13 protein-coding genes are annotated in these 13517 nt (G+C 61.8%); 5 read left to right on the top strand and 8 right to left on the bottom strand.

The genetic code is table 11. The features are described 5' to 3' along the window. Nucleotides 1–247: 247 nt before the first annotated feature. Nucleotides 248–1612, top strand: a complete 1365-nt coding sequence (locus JOY50_RS23975) for a sorbosone dehydrogenase family protein (RefSeq protein ID WP_243055984.1) — start codon at nt 248–250, stop codon at nt 1610–1612. Nucleotides 1613–1623: 11 nt separating this feature from the next. Here JOY50_RS23975 and JOY50_RS23970 read toward each other — a convergent pair whose 3' ends face one another. The 6 genes from JOY50_RS23970 to JOY50_RS23945 all read right to left on the bottom strand — a co-directional run bounded on the left by JOY50_RS23970 (nt 1624) and on the right by JOY50_RS23945 (nt 8866). After that, nucleotides 1624–4170: a dermonecrotic toxin domain-containing protein gene (locus tag JOY50_RS23970; RefSeq protein WP_243055982.1), complete on the bottom strand. Its 2547-nt coding sequence runs from the start codon at nt 4168–4170 to the stop codon at nt 1624–1626. A 184-nt stretch (nt 4171–4354) separates the two neighbouring features. Then, entirely contained in the window at nt 4355–4888 is a 534-nt protein-coding gene (locus JOY50_RS23965) for an NlpC/P60 family protein (RefSeq protein ID WP_019473062.1), read from the bottom strand. Nucleotides 4889–5029: 141 nt separating this feature from the next. Then, on the bottom strand, nt 5030–5683 hold the full coding sequence (locus JOY50_RS23960) for a C40 family peptidase (RefSeq protein ID WP_019473063.1): 654 nt from the start codon (nt 5681–5683) through the stop codon (nt 5030–5032). 126 nt (nt 5684–5809) lie between these two features. After that, nucleotides 5810–6517 (bottom strand): DnaA regulatory inactivator Hda, encoded by a 708-nt coding sequence (gene hda / locus JOY50_RS23955; RefSeq protein WP_016485270.1) that lies wholly within the window; start codon nt 6515–6517, stop codon nt 5810–5812. 195 nt (nt 6518–6712) lie between these two features. After that, entirely contained in the window at nt 6713–7786 is a 1074-nt protein-coding gene (locus tag JOY50_RS23950) for an AI-2E family transporter (protein ID WP_019473064.1), read from the bottom strand. A 12-nt stretch (nt 7787–7798) separates the two neighbouring features. After that, complete coding sequence (locus tag JOY50_RS23945) at nt 7799–8866, bottom strand: DUF2066 domain-containing protein (RefSeq protein ID WP_132846914.1); 1068 nt, start codon at nt 8864–8866, stop codon at nt 7799–7801. A gap of 255 nt (nt 8867–9121) precedes the next feature. Between JOY50_RS23945 and purM the strand changes: the two genes are divergently transcribed. The 4 genes from purM (at nt 9122) to JOY50_RS23925 (ending at nt 12071) form a co-directional block, all read left to right on the top strand. After that, nucleotides 9122–10180, top strand: coding sequence for a phosphoribosylformylglycinamidine cyclo-ligase (gene purM, locus JOY50_RS23940; RefSeq protein WP_016485267.1), 1059 nt, complete (start codon nt 9122–9124; stop codon nt 10178–10180). Then, nucleotides 10180–10833, top strand: coding sequence for a phosphoribosylglycinamide formyltransferase (gene purN / locus JOY50_RS23935; RefSeq protein WP_132846913.1), 654 nt, complete (start codon nt 10180–10182; stop codon nt 10831–10833). Before purM ends, purN begins: the two co-directional genes overlap by 1 nt. An 8-nt stretch (nt 10834–10841) precedes the next feature. Further along, on the top strand, nt 10842–11552 hold the full coding sequence (locus tag JOY50_RS23930) for a DUF3108 domain-containing protein (protein WP_019473067.1): 711 nt from the start codon (nt 10842–10844) through the stop codon (nt 11550–11552). Between the two features lie 336 nt (nt 11553–11888). Continuing rightward, nucleotides 11889–12071, top strand: a complete 183-nt coding sequence (locus JOY50_RS23925; RefSeq protein WP_019473068.1) for a hypothetical protein — start codon at nt 11889–11891, stop codon at nt 12069–12071. Between the two features lie 45 nt (nt 12072–12116). Here JOY50_RS23925 and JOY50_RS23920 read toward each other — a convergent pair whose 3' ends face one another. Both JOY50_RS23920 and mazG read right to left on the bottom strand, forming a co-directional pair. Continuing rightward, complete coding sequence (locus JOY50_RS23920; RefSeq protein ID WP_019473069.1) at nt 12117–12656, bottom strand: DUF2058 domain-containing protein; 540 nt, start codon at nt 12654–12656, stop codon at nt 12117–12119. Between the two features lie 26 nt (nt 12657–12682). Further along, nucleotides 12683–13516, bottom strand: a complete 834-nt coding sequence (mazG, locus tag JOY50_RS23915; RefSeq protein ID WP_019473070.1) for a nucleoside triphosphate pyrophosphohydrolase — start codon at nt 13514–13516, stop codon at nt 12683–12685. Between the last annotated feature and the right edge of the window lies 1 nt (nt 13517).

Here is a 13517-nt window from a genome sequence, read left to right as displayed (position 1 = left end):
AGGACCGCGCTGCAGGCCCCATCCTGGGGCCCAGCGCTTGACGGGCATCCATGCCCGTCACCTCCCTTCGCAAGCCCTGCGCTCGGCCTCCTGAAGTCGCAATCTGCGTCGCCTGGACTATCGCGCGCTTAGAAGCAAAAGCCGAAGCAAGAGCAAGAGCAAGAGCAAGAGCAAGAGCAAACGGAGGGGAACCCGGCGAACCCAGCCGGCCTCTCAATTCAAAGGGCTTCTTGAGAGGATGCCGCACATGAAATGCCTGATGCCTTGGTTAATCGCAGCCAGCCTGGCAGGCTGCGGCGAAACAGCCCTGTTGAGCGTAAACGAGGGCAGCGGGCCAACCCCTAGCCTCCCCGCTCCGGTCAAAACACTGATCCCCACCGTAAACATCGCCCCCGCCGTCGGCTGGCCAAAAGGCAGCAAGCCGACCGCAGCACCAGGCACGCAGGTCGAAGCCTTCGCCAGCGGCCTCGACCACCCACGCTGGCTCTACTTGCTGCCCAACGGCGATGTGCTGGTGGCCGAGACCAACGCGCCACCCAAGCCCGAAGATGGCAAGGGCATCCGCGGCTGGGCAATGGGCAAGGCGATGAAACGCGCCGGCGCGACCGTACCCAGCGCCAACCGCATCACCCTGCTGCGCGATGCCAACCACGATGGGGTGGCAGAAATCCGCAGCCCTTTCATCGAAGGGCTCAACTCACCGTTCGGCATGACGCTGGTGGGCAAGGATTTGTACGTGGCCGACACCGACAGGTTACTGCGCTTCCACTATGAAGCAGGCGTCATGCAGATTACCGAAAAGGGCCAAGCGGTGACCGAGTTGCCTGGCGGGCCGCTGAACCATCACTGGACCAAGAACGTGATCGCCAGCCCCGACGGCAAGAAGCTTTACGTGACGGTTGGCTCTAACAGCAACGTCGGGGAGAACGGTATGGAGAAGGAACAAGGGCGCGCCGCTATCTGGGAAGTGGACCCGGCAAGCGGCAAGCACCGGCTGTTCGCCACCGGCCTGCGCAACCCCAATGGGCTGGCTTGGGAGCCGTACAGCAACGTCTTGTGGACAGCAGTCAACGAGCGTGACGAAATCGGCAGCGACTTGGTGCCCGACTACATCACATCTGTAAAAGAGGGCGGCTTCTACGGCTGGCCCTACAGCTACTACGGGCAACATGTGGACGAGCGCGTGCAGCCGCAGGCTCCGCAGAAAGTAGCCCAGGCGCTGAAACCGGATTATGCGGTTGGCCCGCACACCGCATCGCTAGGGCTGGCGTTCATCGGGCCCGGCGTATTACCGGCGCCTTTTGAGCAAGGAGCACTGGTCGGCCAGCATGGCTCGTGGAACCGCAAGCCGCACAGTGGCTACAAGGTGATATTCGTGCCGTTCGACCGTTCAGGCAAACCTGCAGGTCAACCCATCAATCTGCTCACAGGTTTTCTGGATAGTCAGAACAAGGCGATGGGGCGGCCGGTGGGCGTGATCAATGATGGTCGCGGTGGGGTATTGGTGGCCGACGATGTCGGCAATGTCGTCTGGCGAGTCAGCAAGAACGCCAAGCACGGTATGAACCTGGGTACTGCTGCTCAAGCTATTCCCGGCAGCAGTATCTACTGATAATTCCGGCATCAGGCCGGGAAAAAACGTTGCGCCAACGTAGGTGTACGGAACTGCGCCCTATAGGCGGCCTCATCGAAAGGCAGCCCCGTGCGCAAGTCATAGACAGGGCCTGAGGCAGGCTTGCCGGTTTGCCCCAGGGTCACTTTGATGAAGCGGTAATGCTCACCATACACCTGCTCCAGGCCCTCGATGCGCAAGTAGTGACCCGGTAGCATCAGCGATTCGCCCTCTTTCCAGTAGATGGAAAACGCGCTGATCGGCGTTGCCCCCCGGTAACGGCCGGCCGCCAACTCGAACACCACCGAACTGTCATCGAAAAGTCCAGGCAAACCACCCGGCGCCTGGGCGAAGGGCAAGCAGGCGAACTCGGTGACCTTGTAGGGGTTTTCAGTGAATGAAGTCAGGTCACTATTGACCAGCACATCACCCACTCGCAGCTGGCCATTTCTGTAGTGCTCGCCACCGGTACCTCGCGAGCGGTGCCCCCCGCGATACAAGGTCACCTCGTTGCTTTTGGGGAGCAACCCCAGGCTATCGGCCAGATCAGTGATGTAGCTGTCTTCGTCTCCGTACTGGTAACGCCCCGAGCGGAACACATCGTTCACGGTGGACTCGTTGCTGGTGTACCACTCGACCAGCGCATTGAAATACTCATGCCCATAGCGATAGGAATAGTAGGGCCGGCCACCAACCTTGACGCAATCCAGGCCACGCTCATCAAGGTCCGGCGCCTGCCCGGCCGGCAACTCGGCCACAGGCCAATTCTCCAGCAATGTTGTCTGGCGCTCCAGAGCCCCTTCAGCCAGCCGCGTGCTCAATGCGTCGTCGGTGGCCATGTAGGTATCCCAGAACGGCGAGGAAGCACTGGGCATTCCTTCCACAGCCGGAGGGCTGCCGCCAAGCAACCGGGGCGGGGCCAGCAGCTCCCACTCACCCGCCGTATTCAGACGTATGGGGTTGAGCGGGCCGAAGGCATACGGGTTATCAACGGGCACCACCAACCAGGCAGCCAGCTCATGGCTGTACCGCACCCGGTAAGGAAGGCCATTCAATGTTACCCAGCACTTGCCATCGTCAGTCATGCGAATGCCACGCAGGCGCCCGCTCAAGCCCAACTCACCACCCACCAGTGCGTTGGTCTCCTGGCCCTCCACCGAGAGCGTGGCACTGGCGCTTGCCTGCCAGTGCTCCAGGGCAATGCCTGTTTCATGGGGCGGTGCCGGTTTTGCAACGGACACCAGGCTAGACCGTGCAGTTACATCCAACAGGTTGAGGCTTGCGAACAGGCTGTCGATAACTGCCGAACGCAGCGCCCGCTTGCGCGATTGCGCATCTGCCGCGAGCAGGGCTTCGTCTATATCCAGGGCCACCTTGGCCACACCCGCGCCGAGCAACATCAGAGATATTGGCCAGCCCAAAGGAACGAACCCGCCGAAGACCCCTATGAATGCAGACAGATAACCGCTGAGCATTGCCTTGCGCAGGCTTGCGTTGTCCCGCATCAGTTGCGCATTGCGGCGCATCTCGGCGCTCGCCTGCTCGGTGATGTAGGTGAAAAAGTCACCTTTGAGCGGACGCTCGAAAAGCTTGAGTGCGATCAGTGCCGCCTCATCCGAGCGGCTGTCGGCGATGCCCTTCAGATGTATCTTGGTCAACTGCCGCCCGACCCTGTCGTGCGGGTTGCTGTGCACGCCTGCGACAAAACTGTCCAGTGCCTGCGGGGTTTGCAATAGCGCTGCCAGCCAACTGGCCATTGCCAGCTCGGAATCGAATGCCATGAGCGCTTCAGCGTGCCACGGCAAGTACACCAGCACCCGCCCACCTTGAGCATGCAAGCTGAACAGGCATCCCCTGTCCCCTTCGCTAAACACGTAGCGACGGACCGACAACGCCTGCTCGTTGTTTTCCTGACGCAGCTTCTCAAGCGTGGGCAGTTCATCGTCCGCCAGCGTGTTATCTACCATGGCACGCAACTGCCGCCAGTCGGACTGCGAGATCCGCTCGCCGCTCAGGGCACGTGCACCTTCACCCAGCAGGTTGGCTTTGGCCAATACTCGAAAGTGGGTCCCGTGGGCCGTCCAGAAGCGCTCGACCTCCTCGCGATAAAGCGTTGCGAAGTCCAGCGACCACAGGTCCTGCTGCACCACGCTGCCAAGCATGCGGATTTCATTACGCTCATCGTAGAACGCCGCGTGAGGCCCCTGCCAATAGAAGCCTCCGCGCAGGTCCAGCTCATCGGCAGCATCCTGGAAGTACACATCGAACCGCTCTATCACCAGCTCGGTAAACACCAGCGACTTCTGCGGTGGCCCGTTGTGCTGCCACCCCGTAAAACTGCGGCTGCTGGAGCTTTCCGTGTTGAACTGGTGCCACCAGACAAACCGCGGGTCCATGTGATGACCGGTGTGCTTGTAGACGATCTGCTCCGCGTGCCTGCTCGCCAGCAGGTAGGCATCAGGGTAATCACGCAGCACTTCATCGGCCAACCGCAGCAACGGGATCACAGTATCTGCAACCTCGAGGCTACGTCGGGTTTGTTCTTCAATATTGCTCATGGCCCACCCCAGACGACACCCAAAGGCGACATCCTGGTATTTCCATGGCGTGAGTAGCAGTAGGTAAGAACTACCGGGGAGAGGTGTGGTGTAGCTATGAAGGGCGAGGCGCCGCACCGCGGGCGTTGAAAGACATCTGCAGAAGCAGCGCTGAACTGCTTCTGAGGTATGTCACTCAACGGTGTCAGGGGTTCTGTGCCAGATGCCCTTGCGGAATCACGCGCTTGGCCTGCAGGTAAGCCTTGGCCCAGTAGCTGTTGGACAAGTAGTCCAGACGAACCGTACCGCCCGTTGAAGGCGCATGCACGAAGCGCCCTTCCCCTACATAAATGCCTGCATGACTGACCTGGGAACCGCCACTGGTGGCAAAGAACACCAGGTCGCCGGATTGCAGTGCCTTGGCATCCACCGTCGGTGCGCGCATGACAATCATCTCCCGCGTCGAACGCGGCAAGCTGATACCGGCAGCATCACGGTAGACGTACTTGATCAAACCGCTGCAGTCGAAGCCGGAGTCTGGGGTGTTGCCGCCCCAGCGGTAGGGCGTGCCCACCAGGCCAATGGCGCGGATCAATACGTCGTCGGCAATCGGCGAAGGGGTGGGCTGGCTATAGGAAACCTGCGGCTGAACCACAGGGGCCGGCGCAGGCGCACGGCTGGAGCAGGCAGCAAGCAATGCTGTCAGGGAGAGAAATGCAAAGCGCGCCATCTTTATCATGGCCAGAACATCCTGTCTGAGACCGCTACGCCGCAGCCGAAAAGAGTTGAGAATTTAGATTAGACGCTTTCTGTAAATGCGCACGGCGGCGAGCTTTTTTTCAAAAGCATCGCCGCCGTAGCAGGGTATATCATTTAGCTATCAGTTACGCGCGATGTTGGTCGGCGCCATGGCCAAGGCACGCTTGGCTTCAATGAAGGTCTTGCTCCAGTAGCGGTCACCGAGGCTGTCGATGCGCACGCCACCGCTGCGGCGGCTGCTGGAGTGGATGAACTGGTTGTCACCCAGATAGATGCCGGCATGGCTGACGCGGCCGCGGCCATTGGTGCTGAAGAACAGCAGGTCACCTGGCTTGAGCTTGTTGCGGGCCACTTTCGGGGCATCGACGTTGATCATTTCACGCGTGGAGCGCGGCAAGGTCATGCCCGCCTCTTCGCGGAACAGATAGCCGATGAAACCACTGCAGTCGAAACCGGACTTTTCCGAGGTACCACCGAAGCGGTAACGGGTGCCGATCAACGACATGCCGCGCTCGAGAATGCTGTCCGCCAGGACTGGCAGCTGGTAAGGCTTGCTGCTGCTGGAGAAAGCCTGCAGGTCATCTTCAGTGGCCAGCTCTTCCGGTTCGCCGAAGACCGACGAGGACGAGGCTTTGGCCTTGATTGCCGATTGTGCGGCGATCGGGGTATGACCCTGGGTCTGCGGCTCTGAATGAGAAGCTGGGCCTTGGGCCGCGCAGCCAAAAAGCAGGGTCACGAGTGCGAGTGGCACGAGGGGTGCGAAGCGCTTTAGCATGGGCACGACCGTGTCTGTAATCCTTTAGAGGGGGAAACTATGCCCTCTATCATGGCCATTTGCAAATTTTATCGAAAAAGATGTGACTTTTCTGTTTTGCCGCTCTGGCCCAGCGTTTTCAGGGGGTTACCAGCCCAGCGTTTCCTTAAGGAAAGGGATGGTCAGCTTGCGTTGTGCCTGCAGCGAGGCCTGGTCGAGGCGTTCGAGCAGGTCGAACAGCGCACTCATGCTGCGCGCACCGCGGGTGAGAATAAAGTGGCCGACTTCGTCGGTAAGGTGCAGGCCGCGGCGCGAAGCACGCAACTGCAAGGCACGCAGCTTGTCTTCGTCGGACAGACCACGCATCTGGAACACCAGGGCCAGGGTCAGCCGCGACTTCAGGTCCGGCAGCTTGATCGGCAGCTCCCGTGGCGATGCCGAGGCGGCCAGCAGCAGGCGCCGGCCGCTGTCGCGCAGGCGGTTGAACAGGTGGAACATGGCCTCTTCCCAGTCTGCCTTGCCGGCGATTACATGCAGGTCGTCGATGCACACCAGCTCGTACTGGGCAAGGTAGTCGAGTACCTCCACACCCCGATCGAGCAGTTGCGCCAATGGCAGGTAGACGGCGGGTTCGCCGCGTTGCTGGAAACGATGGGTGGCGGCCTGCAGCAGGTGGCTACGGCCCACACCCTGCTTGCCCCACAGATAGATAAGGCTCTCGGTCCAGCCGGCGTCGGCTTCGCATAGCCGCTCGACGTAACCCAATGCCGCAGCATTGGCGCCCGGATAGTAGTTGATGAAGGTGGCGTCATCGCGCAGGCGCACACCCAGGGGCAACTGGATCGGTGGTTTCATGCTCGCGGGCGGTCGGCAGGACCGCAGGGGGCCTTTGGTGAACAATCTGCAAAGTCTATACCCGCAAAGCTGGGCGCACAATCACGGCAATGGATAGCACAAGCAAAATCAACAAGTTGCGCTATTTTGGGGCTGACATCGAACCCTGTGGGAGCGGGCATGCCCGCTCCCACAGGTTTAGCACAAGCCTGTACATCACAGCTGCGGGTCAATGTCACCGGCATACATGTCCGACTCCTTGTACAGGTCATGCGCATGACGCAGCAGCACCATGATCACCGCCGCCACCGGCAGGGCCAGGAGCACCCCCGTAAAGCCGAACAGCTCACCACCGGCGAGGATGGCAAAGATCACCGCAACCGGGTGCAGACCGATGCGATCACCCACCAGCAGCGGGGTTAGCACCATGCCTTCCAGCGCCTGGCCGACCATGAACACCGCAACGATGCCCAGCATCGGATACAGGTCGCCGCCGAACTGGAACAGGCCGGCCACCAGTGCGGCACCAATGCCGATGATGAAGCCCATGTACGGCACGATGGCCGCAAGCCCCGCGAGCATGCCGATCAGCAGCCCCAGTTCCAGCCCCACCAGCATAAGCCCGGCGGAATAAATGATGCCCAAGGCCACCATCACCATGAGCTGCCCGCGCACGAATGCCCCCAGCACTTCATGGCATTCGCCTGCCAGGCCCATTACTTGCGGCTCACGCTGGCGCGGTAGCAGGCCGCGCAGCTTGCCCATCATCAGGTCCCAATCGCGCAGCAGGTAGAAACCCACCACCGGAATCAGCACCATGTTCGCCAGCCAGGCCATCAACGCCAGGCTCGAAGCGGTGGCCTGGGACAGCAGCATGCCAACGATATCGGTGGTCTGCCCCATATGCGCGCCGATGGCGGCCTTGATCTTGTCGAACTTCCAGAAGCCATCGGCCAGGCCCAGGCGACCCTGCACCCATGGCAGCGCCACTTGTTCGAGCCAATCGAGCATTTGCGGCGCCAGCTCGTACAGGCGCACCAGCTGCTTGGCAAGCATCGGCACCAGCACCAGCAGCAAGGCCATCAGTAACAAGGTGAACAGGCTGAACACCACCACCACACCCCAGGTGCGCGACAGGCCCAGGCGTTCCAGGCGGTCAACCAGCGGGTCGGCCAGGTAGGCCAGCAGGATGCCGACCAGGAACGGCGTAAGAATGTTGTGCAAGCTATAAAGCAGCACAGCGATCAGCAGGGCAGCACCCAGCCAGATCCAGCGACGAACATCGGTCACGGTATGCTCCATTTACCAGCGAAAACGCAGGCCGTCGAACGGCGTGGGCGCAGGCGAGGCCGACGCGGGTTGCTCACCCGCCGTACTCGCTGCCGGGGCTGGCGTGACCGGCACTGCGGGCGCCTGGTCGGCCGGCAGTTCCTGCAACTTGGCCAGGCCAAGCTGCGCGCGCAATTGCTCACGGTTGCCGGTGACGCCATAGGTCAGGGTGGTGCCTTCGGCCATCTGCAGGCGCGGACCGTAGGGCTCAAGCACACGGGCAAGCTCGGCATAACGCTGCAGGCTCATACCCTGCACTTGCACTTGCATCTGGCTGCTGGCGCCCGGGCGGGCGACATAACGCGGCGCCAGGCGGCTGCTGACCGCCAACATCACCGCATCGGCCAAGGCTGCCGGGTCGGCCCCCTCGGCAGTACCTTGCTCACGCTGGTCGCCCAGCCACAACTGCCACTTGCCTTGCCACTTGCCGTCGGCTTCCTGGGCATGTACCGCCAGCAAGGCGTCGGCGCCGTAGCGCTCTGAGGCCTCACGCAGCGGTGCGGGGTTGCTGCCTTCGATCTGCTTGGCATTGGCCACCAGTTGCTCCTGCAGGTCGGCGAGTGGCAGGCGCAGCGGCAGGCCACGGTGCTGGGCGGCACGACGCAGAGGCTGGGCGCTGGCCTGGCCGTCACCGACCAGGCTACTGCCATCGGCACTGTCGTTCAGCCACCAGCCCAGAATCGAGGGCCGATTGCTGCCCCACAGCGCGAGGCCGGCCTTGCGCAGGGCGCGCTCGGTACTGCCCGGGTCGAACTCCACCAGCACCGACTCGGGCGGGCCGGCTTCGCTGCCCACCTGGTTGATGATTTGCTGCGGGTCTTTGCGCAGCGCGGCCAACGCCGGGCTCTGCACTGCCTTTGGGTCGCCGGTCAGGCGCAGCACCAGCGTGTCGAGGGCCTTGGCGGTGGCAGCGGTACGGGCTTCGGCGCCCTGCCCGGTCACCGGCTCGCGTACCTGATAAAGGCCAGAGACATTTTCAGCCTGAGCGGTGGCCGCTATCAGGGCCAGGCAACCGGCTGCCAGAATATTGAAAAAACGCATGGAGGATTCCTGTCCAGTCGAGCACGAAGCTCGCTACTTGCAGCTTATACACATGCAACCACATCAACCACCCTCGGCCCTTTTTCAACAATTTACCGCCCTGCCCGTCGGCCTGAGGATGGCCGCTGCCCGGCAACCCTGATAAAATCGCGCGCCTTCACAGACCACTGATGTTTCAGGCAGCCGCCGCTTACCCGCCGGTCTTGGCCGTCATGGTCGTTTTTAAGAATCCCTCCCTCCTAAAGGCCTGGATCAATGAGCAAGCAACCCTCCCTGAGCTACAAGGACGCCGGTGTAGACATCGACGCCGGCGAAGCACTGGTCGAACGCATCAAGGGCGTGGCAAAACGCACCGCACGCCCTGAAGTCATGGGTGGCCTGGGCGGCTTCGGCGCCCTCTGCGAGATCCCGGCCGGCTACAAGCAGCCAGTGCTGGTCTCCGGCACCGACGGCGTGGGCACCAAGCTGCGCCTGGCGCTGAACCTGAACAAGCACGACAGCATCGGCCAGGACCTGGTCGCCATGTGCGTCAACGACCTGGTGGTGTGCGGTGCCGAGCCGCTGTTCTTCCTCGACTACTACGCCACCGGCAAACTGAACGTTGACGTGGCCGCCACCGTGGTTACCGGCATTGGCGCCGGTTGCGAACTGGCTGGCTGCTCGCTGGTCGGTGGTGAAACCGCCGAAATGCCTGGCATGTACGAAGGCGAAGACTACGACCTGGCCGGTTTCTGCGTGGGCGTGGTGGAAAAGGCCGAGATCATCGACGGCTCCAAGGTTGCCACTGGCGACGCGCTGATCGCCCTGCCGTCTTCGGGCCCGCACTCCAACGGCTACTCGCTGATCCGCAAGATCCTCGAAGTGTCCGCCACCGACATCGAGAACACCCAGCTGGACGGCAAGCCGCTGACCGACCTGCTGATGGCGCCTACCCGTATCTACGTCAAGCCGCTGCTGCAACTGATCAAGAACACCGGTGCCGTGAAGGCCATGGCCCACATCACCGGTGGCGGCCTGCTGGACAACATCCCGCGCGTACTGCCGAAAAACGCCCAGGCCGTGGTCGACGTAGCCAGCTGGCAGCGCCCGGTGGTGTTCGACTTCCTGCAGGAAAAAGGCAACGTCGACGAGCATGAAATGCACCGCGTGCTGAACTGCGGCGTCGGCATGGTCATCTGCGTCGCCCAGGATCAGGTCGAAGCCGCCCTGAACGAACTGCGCGCCGCCGGTGAGCAGCCATGGGTCATCGGCCACATCGCCGAAGCCGCCGAAGGCGCCGCTCAGGTCGAGCTGCAAAACCTCAAGGCACACTGATGCCAAGCAAGACCTGCAATGTAGTGGTGTTGCTGTCGGGCTCCGGCAGCAACCTGCAAGCTCTGATCGACAGCTGCCAAGGCCAGGACAGCCCGGTGCGCATCCGTGCGGTGGTTTCCAACCGCGCCGATGCCTACGGCCTGCAGCGCGCAGCGGCGGCCGGCATCGATACCGCCGTGCTCGACCATACTCAGTTCGACGGCCGCGAGGCCTTCGATGCCGCGCTGGTAGCACGCATCGACGGTTTCGCCCCAGACCTGGTGGTGCTGGCCGGTTTCATGCGTATCCTCAGTGGCGGCTTCGTGCGCCACTATCAGGGCCGCCTGCTCAACATCCACCCGTCGTTGCTGCCCAGGTACAAGGGCCTGCATACCCATCGCCGGGCGCTGGAGGCAGGCGACGCCGAGCATGGGTGCAGCGTACACTTCGTGACTGAGGAACTCGATGGCGGCCCACTGGTCGTACAGGCTGTGGTACCGGTGGCGTCTGAAGACACCGTCGAAAGCCTGGCCCAGCGGGTACACCGCCAGGAACACCTGATCTACCCCCTGGCGGTACGCTGGTTCGCTGAAGGGCGCTTGCGCCTTGGCGAACAGGGTGCATTACTGGATGGCCAGCCGCTGGCGGCCAGCGGTCACTTGATTCGATCCTAGGAGAATTTATGCGTCGCGCCCTGCTCTTGGCTCTCGCCGTGCTTGCTCTGCCCCTTCAGGCAGCTGATCTCAAGCCTTTCTCGGCCAGCTACACCGCCGACTGGAAACAGCTGCCCATGAGTGGCACCGCCGAGCGCAGCCTGGTCAAGAATGCCAACGGTACCTGGGACCTTAACTTCAAGGCTTCCATGATGATCGCCAGCCTGACCGAGCAAAGCACCCTGCGCCTGGAAAACGACACCCTGCTGCCGCAGAAGTACCACTTCGAACGCGGCGGCCTGGGCAAAGCCAAAAAGGTTGACCTGAACTTCGACTGGACCGGCAAGAAGGTCACCGGCAGCGACCGTGGCGATGCCGTCAACTTGCCACTGATCCGCGGCGTGCTGGACAAGTCCTCCTACCAGTTGGCGTTGCAGCATGACGTGGCCGCTGGCAAGAAGAGCATGACCTACCAGGTGGTCGACGGTGACGAGATCGACACCTACGACTTCCGCGTACTGGGTACCGAAAAGGTCACCACCAAGACCGGCCAGGTCGATGCAGTGAAGGTCGAGCGCGTGCGCGACCCAAGCCAGAGCAAGCGCATCACCGAGCTGTGGTTCGCCAAGAACTGGGACTACCTGCTGGTGCAACTGCGCCAGGTCGAGACTGATGGCAAGGAGTATGTGATCGTGCTGCAGGATGGCTCGGTCGATGGCAAGCCGGTGAAGGGTAACTGATTCCGCACTGCCAGCAGCACCCGAAGCCCCGCCCAGTGCGGGGCTTTTTTGTGCCCGGCCTTATGCATTTACCCCTGGCCTGCGCGGAGCCTTGTAGGAGCGGCCTTGTGTCGCGATGGGGCGCGCAGCGGCCCCGCAATCTCGGCCCTGACTCAATATTGCCGGGGCCGCTCTGCGGCCCTATCGCGACACAAGGCCGCTCCTACAAAAAGCCAGGCCGGAAACCGTACATGAAACTTGTTTCATGCCTGTTTTATTTACTTAGCCGGCTAACAAACTCTATAAAGAGGGTGTGCGACACACTGTCGCAGCCAACTGAAGAAGTGGAGTTTACCGATGACAGTCCAAGTAACCGAACGCGACGAATCGAGAATGTCCCACGAAGGCCTGGCCGCTGGCGTGCGGATCTGGGATGTGCACCAACAAGGCCAGCTGGTGGGCATGTTCCACAATGAACACGAAGCCCACCAGTACCGCGCAGAGCTGGAAGTCCTGGAAAGCCAGCGCACCACGCAGTGAGCACTCTTCAAATAAAAAACCCCGCCAAGGCGGGGTTTTTCGTGTTTACCACATGAGATCGTCCGGGATCTTGTAGGCCGCGTACGGGTCGTCCTCGTCCGCTTCCTCGACATGGGTGTTGAGCAGCAGGATACGGTTGGGGTCGCGCTCCTGGATCTTCACCGCCGCCTCACGAGGAATGACCTCATAGCCGCCCGCATGGGCCACGACCGCCAGTGCGCCGTTACTCAACTTGGACCGCATCAGGGCGTTGACGGCAATGCGCTTGACCTTCTTGTCGTCGACGAAGTTGTAGTAATCCTCGGTGTTCAGCTTGGGCAGGCGCGTGGCTTCGATCAACTGCTTGACCTGCGCGGCACGGGCCTTCTGCTCAGCCTTTTCCTGCTGCTGGCGATTCAGCTCTTGGTCGCGCTTGACCTTTTCGGCCATGGCTTCCTTGGCAATGCGCTGTTGGCTGTCGTCGATTTCGACCTGGCCCTTGTGCTCCATGCGCTTCTGTTTCTTTTCAGCTTTGTTGGTCTGCGAGACCTGTTTCTGGTTGACCAGACCGGCTTTGAGCAATTGGTCGCGAAGGGAAAGGCTCATGAATGTTCACTCACTTATGCAACAGCTCAGCCGCAGCTGGGCAGGTTCTTTTCCTGACGCTTGGCTTCACCCCAAAGGGCGTCCAGTTCGTCAAGGTCACAATCTTCAATGGGGCGCCCACTGTCGCGCAATGCCTGTTCGATAAAACGGAAACGTCGCTCGAACTTGCGGTTGGCGCGGCGCAAGGCGTTTTCTGGGTCTTGCTTGAGGTGGCGGGCCAGGTTGACAGCGGCGAACAGCAGGTCGCCAACCTCATCTTCAAGCGCATCGGCATCACCGTCGGCCATGGCCTGCAGTACTTCATCCAGCTCTTCGCGGACCTTGTCCAGCACCGGCAATGCAGCAGGCCAGTCAAAACCGACGGTGGCCGCACGCTTCTGCAGTTTGGCTGCCCGCGACAGGGCCGGCAAGGCTGACGGTACGTCGTCGAGCAGCGACAGTTGCTCGGGCGTGCTTTTCTCGGCACGCTCCTGCGCCTTGATCTCCTCCCAGCGTGACTTGACCTGAGCCTCGTTCAGGCTAGGGGTGTCCAGCGGCGCATACAGCTCGCCGGTGGGGAATACATGGGGGTGGCGGCGGATCAGCTTGCGGGTGATGCTGTCGACCACGCCATCGAACTCGAACCGCCCCTCTTCCCGGGCCAGCTGGCTGTAGTAGACCACCTGGAACAGCAAGTCGCCCAGCTCACCCTGCAAGTGCTCGAAATCGCCGCGCTCGATGGTGTCGGCGACCTCGTAGGCTTCTTCTATGGTGTGCGCAACGATACTCGCATAGTTCTGCTTCAGGTCCCACGGGCAGCCGTATTGCGGGTCGCGCAGACGGGCCATGAGGTGCAGCAGGTCTTCGAGGGTGTAGGTCATC

Source organism: Pseudomonas sp. BP01, assembly GCF_022760795.1.
Classification (GTDB): Bacteria; Pseudomonadota; Gammaproteobacteria; order Pseudomonadales; family Pseudomonadaceae; genus Aquipseudomonas; species Aquipseudomonas putida_Q.
The sequence above is the reverse complement of the archived record's forward strand: the minus strand, read 5'-3'. Positions and strand labels throughout refer to the sequence as shown.